Origin of the sequence: Paenibacillus wuxiensis (assembly GCF_040195695.1) — a bacterium.
In the GTDB taxonomy this organism is placed as follows: domain Bacteria; phylum Bacillota; class Bacilli; order Paenibacillales; family Paenibacillaceae; genus Paenibacillus_B; species Paenibacillus_B suaedae.
Window position 1 is genome coordinate 182,411 of the sequence record NZ_JBEFZI010000006.1, and the last position, 16,323, is coordinate 198,733.

Here is a 16,323-nt window from a genome sequence, read left to right on the forward strand (position 1 = left end):
TAGACCTCCTTAGTTGAAGACCCAGATTCCGCCGGCCATGATCGACAGAACCGTAATGAACGTTTGGTACACGACATCCATGATCAGATTTCCAATACTGTCTGCATCTGCTTTCTTGTTCTTAATCATGACATATGTATGAGACCACAACCCGCTTAACCCGTATATGTACATTGTGACAAGTACGCCTACCCAGAAGTTTCCGTGAAACCAAATTGCCATAATTCCCATCACCCCAAGACCAACTTGGGAAAATCCGTACTTGACTTGAAACGGCCCGCCTGGCCAGCCCAATTGAGATGCAGTTCTGTCAGCAATCGCAATGTTGTAAATAAATCCTATGACACCCACTAAGCCAAATGTCACAACAAACTGATGCAGCAACAGCACATTCGCAATTTCGCTCGTATTTGCTGAAAAACCATTAATCCAAAGCTGTACTACCGCTGAGACAATTCCCAATCCCCATAACAACAGAAACCACATCGTTACAAGCTCCTCTCAATTGATAGATTTGTTACCAAAGATAATAAAGTTGAAAGGTTAATTCTGTCAATAATATTATTTTTATACTAAACAATATCTGTCATCAATTATCCCAAATGGATTTAATCCAATATTCCTGAAATTTTGTTTCTTTTCTATCTATTGACTTCTCTCTAATTCTGATCATTTTGACGAACCAGAGTTGTTCCTCAATTCGGTCTATTAATGCTGACCTTATCTCCCTAATCCTTGATATAGTGCGATTTACACGTGTATTTCCCTACGAAGAACATAAAAAAAACACTCCTTCTTGCCTATCGAAGCACGATAAATCACAGCCGTGTTTGGATAAAGAAAGAGCGCTTATATTTTGTTGTCATTATATTGTATTAATGTTATTCATCTCTTTTTTATTTCTCGTCCACTGCATTGCTTTCCAATTCTTTAATCACTTTGGTTCGACCTGTAACAAACGATAAGAATGCGATGAGAATTCCAAACACAATAAACATAAAGCCAATGCCACGACCCGGCCCAATGCCAATAATGCTGCCAACTGATGTAGCGAGCAAACCGCCCTCCACCAATAGCGGATTGAATACATGCTCGGCCAATACACCAGAAAGAACATAGGCAATCGGATATCCGAGCTGCGTAGCCACCGATATGAGGGACCATACCCGCCCTTGCACGGTATTGTCAATATTTTGCCGAATCAATACTTCCAAGCTCGTCTGCACAAATGCTAGAGCAAAGAAAAAGAGAAATCCTGATACGACAATCACATATACATTCGTCGAAACGCCGATAAGCGAATAGAAGAGCCCAACAAAGACAAGACATACCGTCATTGTAGCGACATGCTTCTTAATTCCTCCAAAAATACTAATCAGTAAACTGCTGACTAGCAAGCCCGACGCACAGACGGATAGAGAGATTCCGTACGTTTTCGGATCTGTAAAGTTCAACATCATCGGAGCAAGCAAGGTCTGCAAAAATCCAATATAGAAGCACAATACAGAAGTAAGTGTAATGAGTACGACAATCCCTTTATTGGCGTTGATTGTCCGCATTCCTTCTTTCAGCTCATGCCAAAAACTTAGCTTGACCTGCTCTTCAACATGATGATTCTGGAGCTCAGCTTGCTCGGCAACTACCCGATTGCTTCTAACCCATACAACCAATAGCGCCGCGATGATAAATGACAAAATATCAATGACTAATATGTATTTGATGTCCATAATCGTAATCAAGATACCAGCTAGAACTGGGGAGACTAGAAACTGAGAAGTGGAGGCAAGCTGCATCAAGCCGCTTGCTTGGGTGTATTTTTCTTCACTGACGAAGTCGGTAACAGAAGCTTTGTAGGCGGGATTATGCAAGGCACCGAATATCGAACTAATGGATGCCCCTACGTATATGTGCCATACCTCCAAGCTGCCCATCAGCACGAAGGCCAAAATGAATATGAGACCAAAGGCAGAGCCTGCATCACCTAAGATCATCATCAATCTGCGATCGAAGCGATCGGCGAGGACACCCCCGACCGGCTTTAGCAACAGAGATGGCATAAACGAACAAAATATGACCATGGCATAGCTGGTCGGGCTTTGTGTTTGCTGTAATACTAGAATGCCGAGCGTAAAGGCAGTCAGACCGCTGCCAATATTCGATATGAGCTGGCCGAACCAGACTAGAAGGAACTTGGAAAATAGTTTCTGTTGAAGCGTATCCATGTTCTACCCCTTTTCCTCAATTGGTTGCTATGAAATTGTACAAGCAATATAAAATTAACCAAAAACCCTCCTTCTATTATCTACTTCCGATCGAGTAACAGCATTAACTAATACTAACATTTTTATCCTTATCCAAGCCTGTTGTCAAGACGTAAATTGCTGTGCTATGTAAAGGTGATCCACAATTCCCCCATCGACAAATGGTGCCGACAAATAAGGAGAAATAACGACAAAATCACTCTTTCATCACCCAATAAAAAGAACCGTTTGCGGCAGCCCAGATTATGGACCAAAAACGGTTCCTCCATTATATATATCTATATACGATTTTCCTTAGTTCCTTGTTTATGAATCTGTAAGTTTCCGCTTTAACAAATGGACATACCATTTCAACTCTGCATGATGATTGAACACACTGACCTTGTCCATCACCTCAAAATCCTTGCATCGATCCATTTCCGTTACTTTATTCTCGATCATCATATAGGCGAGATCTTCTTTGTTTTTATGTGAATACAGAGATGAGATAATGACACCATGTGGGGTTAGATAATTCGAGTAGTCCAGCAGCTTCTGCGGCGTATTGGGCACATAATGCAGCGATTCATTAAATACGATCACATCATATTTCTTTGCAGGTACATAATGATTAATGTCACCACAGTGGAACTGATTCAATGAGGATTTGGCCGATGCGACGTTAATGGCTTCTTGTGACAGATCAATCCCTGTATACCCTTGTTTCTCGCTGTCGAGAAGCATATCGAACAAGATGCCTGTCCCGCAGCCCATATCCAGAATCCCTTCTGTTCCAATAAATTTCCGAATGTAACCATACACCACCGAATATCGAGCATATTCCGTAATATCCGACAAATAATCCCACGCGTTCGACTTGTATTCCTCGTCCCATTGCTGCTGATTGCTTTCTAAGAAATCCGGAATTGTTACTTTTTCCATGTTGTTTCCTCCCACGCGTCAGATAGTTGATTGTTAACTTTTACGTCGCATCATAGGTGTTGTTCGATAAGAAAAGCAAATAAATGGAGAGTATGTCTTGTTGAGTTTGATAGTCGTAGATATGCAGGGAAGTATTAATAGTAGTCTTTCTTCATACTAGTATGCAATCCAGATCATGTCAATCTTATAGCGCTTTTACATTCGCAAGAAAGCGGCCTGCGATGCAAGCACAGCTCCAAGTGCCTCTAGATGTAAAAAACTCTTTACATGTTTACGTTTAACATATACACTATCGATGTAAAATTCTTTTGACATAAGGAGGTTTACAAGGATGAATAACTTTTTTCGTCCGATGGATGAAATGGAATTCAGCATTAGTTTGCGGGCAATCAAGATTGCCTTGATCTATTCTGTATTGATTTTGTTTATTCGTATGATATATGATTTTGCAGTAACGGGTTCTGTGATCGGTTTTGCTTTTTACCTGCTAATTACCCAAAATGCACTGTTCAGCATGGCACAAATTTATTTAAAATGGAAGTTGGGTAAATCTCCTCATTCTTAAGCTTGTTAGGTCGTAAAGAATACGCTTCACATTGTAAGACAGCAAATGCCTCAGAAGGCTCACGGCTTGTGTATGTATCCAGCATCTTTAAGCAATCTCTCGCCGTTGGCCAAAAGAATACATGCTGATCCCAACATGCTCTGAATTGCTGTCTTCAAATTATAGGCTGGATCCAGACTCTCCAAAATTCCCATATGAGAATTGATCGTCATGGTATATCCATCGCGACCGACATCCATGAATTCTGTTCGACGTTCTTCCGCCGATGGAGAATCGATCCAACCTCTGGAATGTAGCGATCTCTATATGACTTTCAACTCTTTCATTCCATGTTCTTCATCCGGTTATCAAGCTGTTCCAGTACCATTGGCCATGCTTGCTCATGCTGATTCTTGGATGCTTCATCTGGAAATCCAGCATGCGTTAGGCGGAGCTTCGTTCCTTCTGCAGAGGGAAGCAATGTTACGGTAACGACAGTCTCAGCTCCCTTTGTCCCCCCACTCCCCGTCACCCAAGCCAGTTCAACTAGCCTATCCTGTTCGAGACGAAGAAATCTCCCGTAATGCGGATGCCGCTGAGTCTCATGCTTCGTATCAGGTCGGTATACCGTTTCAAAATAAAAAACCGTATTCACCTCACCCTTCATCAATACGGTTCCCGGTTCCGCGAACCAGCGATCGAAACATCGTGTCCATGCTTTATATAGAACGGCTGGAGGAGTCTCCATTTCTCGTTCCACTGTGAGCTGATAAGGTCTTAATGAAAGATCAGGGATTGCAATCGGTTCTGTCATTGTGGAATCCATCCTTTCTTATTCCCGTGTTAGATACCCGCTTCATATATCTTCCCCATTTCATCCCTCATAGAACCCTTCCAGTACTTCATCTTAGCGCGATCCGATCCAACCCTATACCAGTCAACATTCGATTGTTCACACTCAGCCGCCACTCAAATCCTCCGGGATCATCCACATTTTTTTCTTTCTCTTTCTCTTGCAAACAATCTCCTGCAATAACATGCCTACTCTATAACTCTATGGACAGTAAAAAATATAGATAAAATTTAATATTATTGAATTTCACTCCCATGTATAATGAATCGTGAAACGACAATAATGCTAATATGTAAAGGTACCGTTAGTCTTCAGAACCAACAACTGCTAAGGAGTGAAGCCAACCATGTCCATCCATCCATATCTCAACTTCAACGGCAACTGCCGTGAGGTAGTCGAGTACTACGCCGAAGTGTTCGGGCTAGACAAGCCTCATATTATGACATTTGGGGACACACCGCCAGATCCATCGCATCCTCTTCCCGAGGAGGCCAAACATTTGGTCATGCACGCAAGACTGAACATTCAAGGAACGATCGTGATGTTTTCTGACGTATTTCCGGGCATGCCATACCAAGCAGGCACTAATATCACTCTTTCTATTGTTGACACAGATGTCGATAAATTGACATCCATCTTCAACAAGCTCAAGGAAGGTGGACAAGTTGGCATGGAGCTCCAAGAAACGTTTTGGAGCAAAGCCTACGGTAATTTGACGGATAAATTCGGTATTCAATGGCAAATCAATCACGATAATGGCGACTTTTCAAGTTAAATACAACCAACACTACATTATAAAAGGATGTACGCCACTTCGATTACGAAGGATGGCTGCATCCTTCTTCCTTATCTATGAACCATAATGACCTTATCCGGTTCCAAAGTACAACCTGAAAGTTAATGCGGTTTAATTAATTTTTATAATGGCATGCGCAATCTAATTAAAATATTTCGTTCACACGTTGGTCACACTTTCAAGTATGATAGAAGCAAACAACAACTGTAACATTTCAACAGCATTTTCTTCTATAATTCGACCACGAATACCTGTTCATGAAATCCACTCGCTTGCTGGACAATGTCCACGATTCCTTCATTTTGGGACTAAGTATGTTGCTTTGTATATGAACTCTTCCGAGTTTATATAATAGAGTTGCTAGAAGCTGTATCCATAGCGTCATCTAGGAGCTCCACTCTTTTATTTTGACAACTTCATATGGAAAGGAGGCCGACTTTAAGTTTAAAGGGTTTAACATTTCATTTGAATTGTTTCATGACATCCCATTATTCTTAGGAGGTTGATAGTGTGAATCAACTGCGTCTTTCCAACCCAATAACAACGAAGTTGCTTGTCGGTCTTGGTGCAATGCTCGTAACGGTTATCTGTATGGTGCTCTTTGCTGATAAAGCGTTTGGACATGGTTATATCGAAGGCCCTGCCAGCAGAGCTGCATTGTGTAAATCCGGTCAGAATACAAACTGTGGAGCGATTCAGTACGAACCACAAAGCTTGGAAGCACCGAAGGGGTTTCCTAATGCTGGACCTGCTGACGGCAAAATTGCAAGCGCTAACGGAGCCTTCCCTGAACTGGATGAGCAATCCGCAACTCGCTGGACTAAAGTCAACATCAATGCTGGACAAAACACGTTCAATTGGAAACTAACTGCAGCTCATGCAACATCAAGCTGGAAATACTATATTACAAAAGAAAATTGGAATCCTAATGCAAAGCTGACACGCGACTCCTTCGATCTAACACCATTCTGCTCCGTTAATTATGGTGGCGTACGTCCTCCATCGACGTATTCGGATACTTGTAATGTACCAGCTCGCACTGGCTATCATGTTATCCTTGCAGTGTGGGAAATTGCAGATACTCCAAACGCATTCTACAATGTACTCGACGTGAACTTTAGCGGAACGAACCCTGGCGACAACCAAGCTCCTACTGCACCTGCTAACCTGGCAGTGACTGCAACAACAGCAACAAGCGTGTCCTTGAAATGGGATGCTTCTAGTGATAACGTTGGTGTAACCGGTTACAACGTGTACAATGGCAACTCCCTTGTTGGCAACGTATCGGGATCCACACTTACGTATACTGTAAGCGGTCTCACATCCAATACTGCATATACCTTTACTGTGAAAGCGGTAGATGCTGCAGGCAATCAATCAGCTGCTAGCAATGTAGTAAGCGTTACCACACCTACAGTACCTGTTGATAATGACGCTCCAACTGCACCAACTGGCTTGCATGTAATGGGTACACCGACATCTACGTCGGTATCCCTGATGTGGAGCCCTTCCACTGATAATGTTGGCGTTGCTGGCTACCGCGTTTATCGTGGAGCGACATTAGTTGCAACTGTATCCGGCACAACAACAGACTATGTGGTTACTGGCCTCAGCCCGAAGACAGCGTACACATTTACTGTCCGTGCATTTGACGCTGCTGGGAATGTCTCTGCAGACAGCAATGCAGTATCCGCTACAACTGCTGATGCACCTGCAGTAGCTGCTTGGGTAGAAAATAAATCCTATGTAGTGGGCGACAAAGTTACTTACAATGGCACGGTATACGAGTGCCTCCAGCCGCACACGTCATTAGCTGGCTGGGAGCCTACTAACGTTCCAGCATTATGGGCTGTTAAATAAGATATAAGATATTCCCCCCCTTCCAAATAACAAGAAGAGTCGTCCATGTAATTCCCCGGACGACTCTTCTTTATTGATTGCGATTTAGATAATAATCCTTCATCTCATCAAGCGGTATAAATCATGATCTCATCTGCTCTTAGAATGACACGTCCGTCCACTGAAGCCTCGCCTTTGCCAATTGTGAATCCCTTTTTGCTCCGCAGTACTTCATAGCTGAGCTCTAGCTTGTCCCCTGCATATGCTCTCCCCATTGATTCCACACCTTTCAATGAAGATAAGAAGCCAAGACCACCCTGCTGACTCTGGACAGCTGTAAAAGCTCCTAGCTGGGCAAGTGCTTCAATAATAAGCGAATCCGGCATGAAAGTTGACGCACCCGACATAAACCATTCATTGTGAGAAATGAGTTTATATCCGTTCGCGGACGTACCCGGTTCAATCTGAGTGACGCGATCAATCATGAGAAACGGGTAACGATGCGGCAATATATCCATCACTTCTTGAATGTTCAACGTATCAGCTCCTAGATATCATTCATCTATGTTTTCACCAATTATTTCATATAAGGATGTTACTGTAAAGAAGCGATTTCCACGTAATGCCAGCCGCTTAGCTTCTCATTCATTTTACTTCTTTTTGAAATAAGTCTTGAATTTTCTTGTTACTTTGTAAAAAAACCGTTTGCTTTCCGGCCAGATAAGACCAAGTAAATAACCAATAACCCCTCCGACAATGGCCGGAACCAACCAGCCAATTCCTTGATTGTACAGCGGGAGCATCTTCAACCACGACAGAATCGTCTCGAACTGAATATCAGCTTGCTTCAATCCGTCGAATATACTGATGATGAACGTACCGACCAGTGCACCGACATATACCGATTGACGACCGCCGAACAAGCGATGTGACAGTGATAAAATGATCAATACAATGGATACGGGATAAATGATAAGCAAAATTGGGATTGAAATCGAAATGATCTTGTTCAAGCCTAGATTCGCCACCAATAACCCCAGCACGCAAATGATAAATGCAATTTGGTTGTAAGTAAATCGGCCAAGTAGTGTTGAGAAATACTGACTGCATGCGGACACCAATCCGATGCAGGTCGTAAGACAAGCAAGCGTGACAATGGCAGCCAGCAATATTAATCCAGCTTCCCCGAACAACTGCTGTACGATTTGCGTTAGCAGCTGTCCTCCATTTGCCGCATAACCGAGTCCAGTCACACTTGTAACTCCCAAAAACCCGAGTGCTGCATAAACCAAGGACAGTCCAACACCTGCGATGATGGCTGCTTGTATAGCCGCTCTTGTAATCGTTCGCTTGTCTTGGACTCCTTGATCACGAATGGCATTAATAACAATAATGCCAAAGGCCAATGCTGCTATCGTATCCATTGTTAGGTAGCCTTCCATAAACCCTTTGAATCCTGGTGAAACCGCATATTCCTTGATAGCAGGCTGTGCTTCGCCGAGCGGCCCCATCATGGCAGCAATGAATAATATCGTAATCGAAATCAGCAGCAATGGTGTTAGGATATTGCCAACCCGCACTACGAGCTTGGATGGATTTAGACATAACCAATAAACAACACAGAAAAAGACGAGTGTGTACACGAACAAAACCCAACTGCTTGATTGCAGTGACTCAGGTACAAAAGAGCGTACCCCCATTTCAAATGCAACGTTAGCAACCCGCGGTATTCCCATGGATGGCCCAATGGACAAGTAGACAACAACCGCAAACAAGATCCCAAACTTAGGATGTACTCGACTTGCTAAGTGCTGCATATCTCGTCCGGATAGTGCAATCGCAATTACCGTTAACAATGGCAGCCCAACACCAGTCAGGATAAACCCTGATATGGCATATATGAAGCTGTCTCCCGCCTGTTGTCCTAAAATTGGCGGGAATATTAGATTCCCCGCTCCGAAAAATAGCGAAAATAGCATAAGTCCCACGAAAAACACGTGGCTTCTCGGCAATGACTTCATCTTTCTGTTCCCCCTAGACGTCTAGTACATTTCTACAGCAGCATCCCCATACAACAAAAAAACCGTCCCTCGAAAGGGACGGATTCTATCCGCGTTACCACCCATATTCATGCAGCATGATGATAGACATTCGCAATTGCCAATGCATCTATCTCTCCTGCTCCATGCAGCTCTCTTCGCAGCCACACTTGCTGCGATATCCGAATAACGGTGGATATTCCGGCGCAGCTTACTTACTCTCGTTCGGCCACGCTTCTCAGAGATGATGTTCAGTTATGCGCCGAACGTTGGCTTGCAGCACTTCACCAACTCTCTGTAGATCGGCATTCATAGCTTACTCGTTCTCTTCGTTGAAGTTTTCATTCTTCAAGTTGTTTTCTATTGTCACATGAGCCTGATCTCGATGTCAATGTACAATATATCACAGTAACGAATGATCATGTACACATTTACAATTAATTCTAGTTCTTCTTATTCGATAAACAGAGCAAAATCCGCCCAATTGTTGCGGACGGATTTGCTCGAATTCTTACTTGTAATTAGACATCACTTCGTATTGCCGTGCACCTATAATTGGTTCATAGTCTTCAAATATCGATAGATAAGCATTGCTGCTTGCGCACGAGTCGGAGTCTGATCGCTTCCAAAGCGTCCCGTACCGATCCCTTGAATCCAGCCCTGCTCTACCGTAAAAGAAATAGCAGCTTGATTCGCCTGATCTAGATGATCCGTATCTGTAAAATGGGACTTCGCGGTAGTTGGCATTACTTTCGCAGACTTCTGAGCAAGCAATGCTACCATTTCAGCACGTGTAAACGGCTCATTATCTGCCTTAGCTGCCGACTTACCAACTCCGTCCAAAACCTCATTCACGAATCTTTCATTCTTTTTCATGGAAGCTTCTGTGCCTGCATGATGTGGCAACCGATCGAGCATCATGAGGAAATGCGACCGAGAGATAATTGCATTCGGCGTGTAGAGTCCCTTACCCGTTCCATTTACAATTTGCTGTGCTGCCAGTACTTCAATTGCATCTTTGCCCCAGTGATTTGCCAAATCCGCAAAGCTTGGAGCGTTCTCATACAACGCATACGTTCCCGTCTGTTCAACAGTCAAAGCAAGTCCTTCCGCATTATGAGTTGCCATTCCTGCAACACTCCATGTCCCCTGTGCGTTTATCCGATACATAGCTGTCTTGCGCAAATCCCTCACTTTCGAAGCGTCCCCTCGAAGCAAGAGGATAACTGGCTGAGTCAATTTGTCGCTCTCGTTATGAATGGCAACAAGGCTGGATACGAGATTTCCCGGGTCGCCACTAGCACCTCCCCCTGTTCCTGCCTGACGCTCCGAACCCTTCTTGACGGATACAAGCAGCTTAAACTGATCTTCCGCAGCATAATCCGCCAAGGAGGCCGTTGGTATCTTCAATTCATAGGCTGCTGAACGAATATGCAGTTCCTTCCCAGAAGCCAGAAGCTGCTTCATCATCGCTGCATGGAAAGTGATCGATACGTGAGTATAATCCTCGAAACGTACATTAGTAAGATCCATCTCAACTGCTGTACTAGCTTTACGCGTAAGCTGCTCACTCAGCCATGGTTCCAAGAGGGATACCGTAGCAGATTTAGCACCTGTCGCGGAAGCTGGCTGTTCTACCAAATACCCAATCGTTCGAGTATTAGCAATAACCGGTATCCGCTTATCCTTCTCTGGTACAGTGGTTACGGCCGAACTGGATGATCCACCGCCTGAAGGAGCAGGCGGCTCATACGGATGAGCATTCTTCTTGCGCACCGTAACGGTCGCTTCTGCTTGTTTGTCTTTATATCCAACTGTAATCGTTGCCGTACCTTCGTTCCATCCCGTTACCCGTCCCTTGTTATCTACCTTCGCTACTTGCTCATCTGAGGAATGGAACTGCAACGGCTCTGTAATTGGCGATAATTTAACTTCTCCATCTTCATATACGATCGCTGCAACAGACAGTGGTGCTGAATCTCCCACATGTATTGCAAGCTTATCAGGATACACTGTAATGCCTTGGAGTTCAGGCTCCCTTCCATCCCCGCGATGCACGGTTATCGTTGCTTGATCACTCCACTGTTGGTAGGTTACCTGAACGACCGACACCCCTTCACTCACGCCTGTAACACGACCAGCTTGATCTACCTCTGCAATTCGACTGTCTGACGAAGTAAATATCAATCCTTCTGTTATTGGCATCGGTAGGAGGTTGCCATTCTCGTATACGGCCGCTGTTACAGTCAGCGTCGACTGTTCCCCCGCCTTCAGGGACACATCTCGCGGATGTAGAGCGATCGATGTAATATCCCCATTTTGTGCAGGTGCCTGATAGTTGATCGTAATCGTGGCCGATTTGCTTGTCGCTTGTCCATTCGTTTCTGCGACTGCATACAACTTATTCGCTCCACGCTCCAATTCAGCTGAAATCGCAAATTGTCCTTGCTGCACCGTTCCAGTTCCGACACGAACGTCTTGACGATATAAGTGAATCGTCGTTCCATCGGTTGGATATATTCCTTTCACAACAATATGAGCATCTGTAACTGTGCTGCCTGACACTGGTTCAGTAATCACCGGTTCTTCCACAATCTTTGTAACCTTAGCCCGTATCATGTAATTGCCATCGCTGTTCCCTATCTTCTTCCACGAACCGCGATCCAGCTTCCATGAACGCCCTGAAAAATTGCCAAGCTTCGTCATCGACAATCCTGGTACATTTGGCATGACACCGTCCTGCATGTAGGCTACATAGAAATCACCGTTGACAATAATCGGATTCGGTATCGTTACATCTGTCCACGAACCATCCAGCATTGCCTTGCCTTCATACGGACCGGCCACCATCTTGCCTGGAAGGCCATCAGGGCCGCTGGCATCATAGATGGCATACTTGAATTTCTCCCCGCCAGGATTCGGCCAGCCTTGATCCCAGAATAAGAATCTTGCACCGGTTACTTGTGCAGGTCCGTCCGTTGTCATACGAACTGCAAACCCATTTCCAGATACAAAGAATGCCTTGGCATTATCAGCCACGCCATCATCGTAATAGATTTCATCTGCTGATCCTTGGAAGCTATTTAGCGTATATGAAACGTGAGTTGTATCGTTACCTATGAGCTTAATGTTGTCTTGAACCGATAAGTAGTTCAATGCGGATACCGATAGTTGATAATCGCCTTCGTAGGCTTCGAGTTCAAATTGTCCCTCTTCATTTGTTTCAACTGGTTTAACACGAACATCATTTAATAATCTGATTGTCGCATGCTTCACCGGCAACCCTGTTGCACGATCCGCTATCTTACCGGTAACCTTGCCTTTCGCCAATGGCTGTAAATGAACATCCATCACCGTATCTTGATTTTGCTCGATAACAATCGGTCGCTGCTCCGTCTTATAACCATAAGCCTCCACTTGCAGCGTATATGCACCAGGCGGATGCTTCAGTGTATAGCCTCCGGTTCCTGCATCAGAGCGTGTTGCCCGCTGCGATTGCAAGACGCTGATGTCCGCCATTATCGGCATCCGGCCCTTATTTGACTGCTGCATCACAGTCTGCAGTTGCTCATCCGACTTCGCGGCATGATCACGCTTCGCTGATTTCAACATTTCTAAGGTAAAGCGTGCATTCCTTGCTCCCTGCGTATAATCATTTGCTTTCCCTGCTTGTCCGGCAGCCGCCTGAGTAGAAGATGTCTTCGGTCTTGTCATCACCGGAGGGGTCTCCCTAACCTCCACATCATCAATGTACCAACCGAACTGGCTCGATGGCTGCTTGCTCTCGAATCGGAAGCGTAATTTGATCTTCTCTCCCATGTAAGTATCAAGTCCAAGCTCTTCCAAATACCAGAACCTACGTGGATGATTCGTATCATACCCCTGCTTCGGATATTCAGCGAGCGGTTTCCATGTCGCTCCCTGATCCTTGCTTATCTCAACTGTTGCCTTATCTCCATCATCAATATCGTACCATTGTTGGAAATACAACGTCGCATGCTTCACCTGTGTTAAATCGATTTCAGGCGATACCAGGCTCTCATTTACATCGCCGCCATAAGGGCCATTCAAGTTCGTGCCCCATACATTCTTGCCCGAAACTGCCTTTTGCGGCCCACGAGTCGGATGCGGAACACCATGCTCCCATTCGTTTCCTTTCCCTTCAACAGTCCAGCCCTTATTATTGCCTTCGAAATCATCACTGAAGATTTCACTGCCACCCGTAAATGTCCAAGATACGATATCCGAATCTGAACTCATCGTATGACTGACAGTTCGCGCCTTTACCTTGTAATAATACGTCCCCTTCTGAGGGGCAGGCAGATCGGCAAAGTTATAGCCAGAGCTTGTGCCAATCTCGTCCCAATTCCCACTCAAATCCTTCGTACGATAAATGACATATTCCTTCAATGTCCCCGAAGGCGCCTTGTCAAAATCAAGAATGACTTTGCCTGGTGCGTTGCTCCTAGTCTTAATTTTAGGGGGAAGCGGAATTGTCGAATCAGGAGCTTGGATTTTAATATCATCGATGTACCAGCCCTCGTCACTGCCAAAGTCTCCTCGTAAATTGAATACAACGTAGATTTGATCCCCTGCATATGGGGACAAGTCGATATATTCGGTTGTCCACGTGGTGTTGCGCATCGTAAAGGTTTTTACCCGTTCGAACGTGAAGTTCGATTTCTTGCTGCCGATAAACACTTCTGCCCGATCAAAGGAAGCGCTCCACCAATCGCCGAGCTTATACCAATGAGCAAAGGATAAAACAGCGTGTTTCGTATCCGTCAAGTCAATCACCGGCATTTCAACATAACTATTTGTTCCATTCGGATAATTGCCATCCAGAACGGTTGCCATTACTTTGGTGCCGGAGAATGCTTTTTTCGGGCCGCTTGTTGGAACGCCCCATTGCCATACTCCGGATGCGTCTCCGAATCCAAATCCTTCTATCGAGGTTTCGAAATCTTGCGTATAGCCAACCTTGACTCCCTTCGATACCGTTACGGGATAGATGTCTGTCTTGGACGAGCTGCCTGCGAAATTTACTGCTTCTATATAATATTCAATACCATTCAATGACAGCTCTTGAACAGGGATAGCTCCTTCATATAAACCATTCATATGACTTCCGGAAGTTCGAAGCAGCGCGTGCTTACTCCAGCCGGTAGTCCCCTTCTCACGGACATAAAGGTTCACATCCGTTACACTCACATCGTCCTTCACACGTGCAAAAATATCCTTGTCCAATATATTGAACGTCAAAGCGACAGACTCATGTTCAATCGTCGGAGTTCCCGCATTCAACCCATCGATCGTCACCTGACCAACAGCCTTGCCCAGCCCTTTGTTCTGGGTTGACACGGCATTGAGTGCATTAATAAGGCCTGAGCCATAGCCATTATTCGGCGTTTGTGGGAATTCATTGTCGGTTAATGCATCTGTAGTGGACGTCAATATGTCCCCTATATCCTTCACCTTTAAGCTGCGATTTGCCTGCTTAATCAGTGCAGCCACGCCTGCTGTATGCGGACTTGCCATCGAGGTGCCGTTCATGAGCGCATATTGTCCGCCTGGTACTGCTGAACGAATATGTACACCTGGAGCAGATACTTCCGGCTTCATTTGTCCATATGGCGTCGGCCCTTGCAGCGAGAAATCTGCCAGCTTGTTGTTCATGTCAACCGCACCCGTGGCGAATGATTCAGGGTAATTGCCCGGTGCTGCAATAGAGCCTGGTCCGCCATTGTTCTCCGGAGGATGCGTATTCCCTGCTGAGAATGCCGGGAAGATATCTGCTGCAATCCATGCCTTCACGATATCTTGGAAGAACTCATTCTTGCCAGCAGGTACGTTCCCCCATGAATTATTCACGACATCGGGCGCAAGTTCGGGATGCTTCACTCCGTGCTTGTCCGTAGGTGCAAGAATCCACTCCCCCGCCTTAATGAGATCTGCATCTGTCGTTTGTCCATTCGAATCGAACACACGAGCCGCTATCCACTTCGCATTGGGGGCTACCCCAATCTTGTTGCTGCCATCCTTCTCAGAGCCTACCATTGTGCCCATAACGTGCGTACCATGACCGCTTCCATCCGTAGGAAGCTTCTTCCTCTCGATTGTAGCGTCGAACCAGCTTAGCTCTGGGTCCACAATGTCACCATTTTGATTCAGACCTCTCCATTTATGCTGCAGTGCCGGATGGGTTCCATCTACACCGGAGTCCATGTTGGCAACGACAACGCCTGTTCCATCGAAGCCAAGCTCCCACGCCTGGGCTGCGTTAATATTGCGCAAGTTCCACGGAACTTCTTGATTGTCAGCAGCAGATTGTGCTTCCGTTAGCTTCGACTTCGACACGATTTCAGATTGAAGCGTATATGTATGGTTAGGCAGAATCTTCTCGATTTCATCACGGGCTGCGAGCTTCTCCATGGCCGCCTTCGTACTGGTTACCGCAATCGCATTCACAATGTAATACGGATGGAATTCACGCACATCCCCAGCGGACTCCATTTGACGGAGCTGCTGAATAATGCCTGATTGCGACTGGTCTGCTGTGCTCATTAGCGAGTTCACAATGAAGTTGCGCACCGTGCGTGTCTGCTTCGCTGATGATTCTCCCTTCCGCTTAGACCATTGCAGCGCATGCTGTGAGATGGCTTTCATATCCGGCTGTTCCTTTAACTTGATGATGTACGTCTCAACCCCGTCAGACTGAAAAGCTTGCAACAGCTTGGGATCGATAACTTGGTGACCACCGTCCGATGGCTTCGAATCCATAACTTTCTCATCGTACGCCATCGATGCATTAGACAGTACAGTAGACGCGGATGAATCAACTGATGTACCAACTGCGGCATACGTAAACGCCGGCGATGTAAGGACTAGAATACATACGAGTAATGATGCAATCCAACTTTTCAACCATGATTTCACCTGCAAAATCAGTTCCTCCTCGTTATCTCTCAATCTAGCATGTCGGTTCAACTTCTTCTTTTTTGGGACATCTTGTAATCTATCATATTTGTTTCCCTGTTACAATAGTTTTGTATTAGTGCAAAAAATGTTGT

Annotated in this window: 9 protein-coding genes, 2 pseudogenes and 1 other annotated feature; of the genes and pseudogenes, 3 read left to right on the top strand and 8 right to left on the bottom strand. The window is 45.2% G+C overall.

Annotated features, from left to right (window positions below; all coding sequences use genetic code 11):
• Positions 1–9: 9 nt before the first annotated feature.
• The 3 genes from ABN764_RS14890 to ABN764_RS14900 form a co-directional block, all read right to left on the bottom strand.
• Positions 10–486 carry a DUF6790 family protein gene (locus tag ABN764_RS14890; protein ID WP_072729889.1) on the bottom strand — a complete coding sequence of 159 codons (477 nt, stop codon included), beginning with the start codon at positions 484–486 and terminating at the stop codon, positions 10–12.
• Between the two features lie 410 nt (positions 487–896).
• Positions 897–2,222 carry an MFS transporter gene (locus tag ABN764_RS14895; protein ID WP_174808164.1) on the bottom strand — a complete coding sequence of 442 codons (1,326 nt, stop codon included), beginning with the start codon at positions 2,220–2,222 and terminating at the stop codon, positions 897–899.
• A gap of 345 nt (positions 2,223–2,567) precedes the next feature.
• Entirely contained in the window at positions 2,568–3,182 is a 615-nt protein-coding gene (locus ABN764_RS14900; RefSeq protein ID WP_446672349.1) for a class I SAM-dependent methyltransferase, read from the bottom strand.
• A 331-nt stretch (positions 3,183–3,513) separates the two neighbouring features.
• Here ABN764_RS14900 and ABN764_RS14905 point away from each other — a divergent pair, with 331 nt between their 5' ends.
• Positions 3,514–3,747 carry a hypothetical protein gene (locus tag ABN764_RS14905; protein ID WP_446672350.1) on the top strand — a complete coding sequence of 78 codons (234 nt, stop codon included), beginning with the start codon at positions 3,514–3,516 and terminating at the stop codon, positions 3,745–3,747.
• Here the strand turns inward: ABN764_RS14905 and ABN764_RS14910 are convergent.
• Both ABN764_RS14910 and ABN764_RS14915 read right to left on the bottom strand, forming a co-directional pair.
• Positions 3,692–3,886 (bottom strand): annotated as a pseudogene (locus tag ABN764_RS14910) (DUF7002 family protein); the annotation flags it as partial. The gene ABN764_RS14905 and the pseudogene ABN764_RS14910 overlap by 56 nt on opposite strands.
• A gap of 183 nt (positions 3,887–4,069) precedes the next feature.
• On the bottom strand, positions 4,070–4,540 hold the full coding sequence (locus ABN764_RS14915) for an SRPBCC family protein (RefSeq protein ID WP_446672351.1): 471 nt from the start codon (positions 4,538–4,540) through the stop codon (positions 4,070–4,072).
• A 385-nt stretch (positions 4,541–4,925) separates the two neighbouring features.
• Here ABN764_RS14915 and ABN764_RS14920 point away from each other — a divergent pair, with 385 nt between their 5' ends.
• Entirely contained in the window at positions 4,926–5,354 is a 429-nt protein-coding gene (locus tag ABN764_RS14920; protein WP_065293717.1) for a VOC family protein, read from the top strand.
• 531 nt (positions 5,355–5,885) lie between these two features.
• Complete coding sequence (locus ABN764_RS14925) at positions 5,886–7,235, top strand: lytic polysaccharide monooxygenase (RefSeq protein WP_446672352.1); 1,350 nt, start codon at positions 5,886–5,888, stop codon at positions 7,233–7,235.
• A 107-nt stretch (positions 7,236–7,342) separates the two neighbouring features.
• Here the strand turns inward: ABN764_RS14925 and ABN764_RS14930 are convergent, their stop codons facing one another.
• The 3 genes and pseudogenes from ABN764_RS14930 to ABN764_RS14940 form a co-directional block, all read right to left on the bottom strand.
• Positions 7,343–7,750, bottom strand: a complete 408-nt coding sequence (locus ABN764_RS14930) for a 3-hydroxyacyl-ACP dehydratase FabZ family protein (RefSeq protein WP_174808169.1) — start codon at positions 7,748–7,750, stop codon at positions 7,343–7,345.
• Positions 7,751–7,942: 192 nt separating this feature from the next.
• Positions 7,943–9,235: pseudogene (brnQ, locus tag ABN764_RS14935) on the bottom strand (branched-chain amino acid transport system II carrier protein); the annotation flags it as partial.
• 71 nt (positions 9,236–9,306) lie between these two features.
• Positions 9,307–9,595, bottom strand: a binding site (T-box leader).
• Between the two features lie 207 nt (positions 9,596–9,802).
• Positions 9,803–16,189, bottom strand: a complete 6,387-nt coding sequence (locus ABN764_RS14940) for a S8 family serine peptidase (RefSeq protein WP_446672549.1) — start codon at positions 16,187–16,189, stop codon at positions 9,803–9,805.
• Positions 16,190–16,323: the final 134 nt, after the last annotated feature.

What these genes read in the sequence shown, in the direction of transcription:
- ABN764_RS14890 (WP_072729889.1), bottom strand. Translation starts at nt 486, where the DNA reads ATGTGGTTTCTGTTGTTATGGGGATTGGGAATTGTCTCAGCGGTAGTA.
- ABN764_RS14905 (WP_446672350.1), top strand. Translation starts at nt 3,514, where the DNA reads ATGAATAACTTTTTTCGTCCGATGGATGAAATGGAATTCAGCATTAGT.
- ABN764_RS14920 (WP_065293717.1), top strand. Translation starts at nt 4,926, where the DNA reads ATGTCCATCCATCCATATCTCAACTTCAACGGCAACTGCCGTGAGGTA.
- ABN764_RS14900 (WP_446672349.1), bottom strand. Translation starts at nt 3,182, where the DNA reads ATGGAAAAAGTAACAATTCCGGATTTCTTAGAAAGCAATCAGCAGCAA.
- ABN764_RS14895 (WP_174808164.1), bottom strand. Translation starts at nt 2,222, where the DNA reads ATGGATACGCTTCAACAGAAACTATTTTCCAAGTTCCTTCTAGTCTGG.
- ABN764_RS14915 (WP_446672351.1), bottom strand. Translation starts at nt 4,540, where the DNA reads ATGACAGAACCGATTGCAATCCCTGATCTTTCATTAAGACCTTATCAG.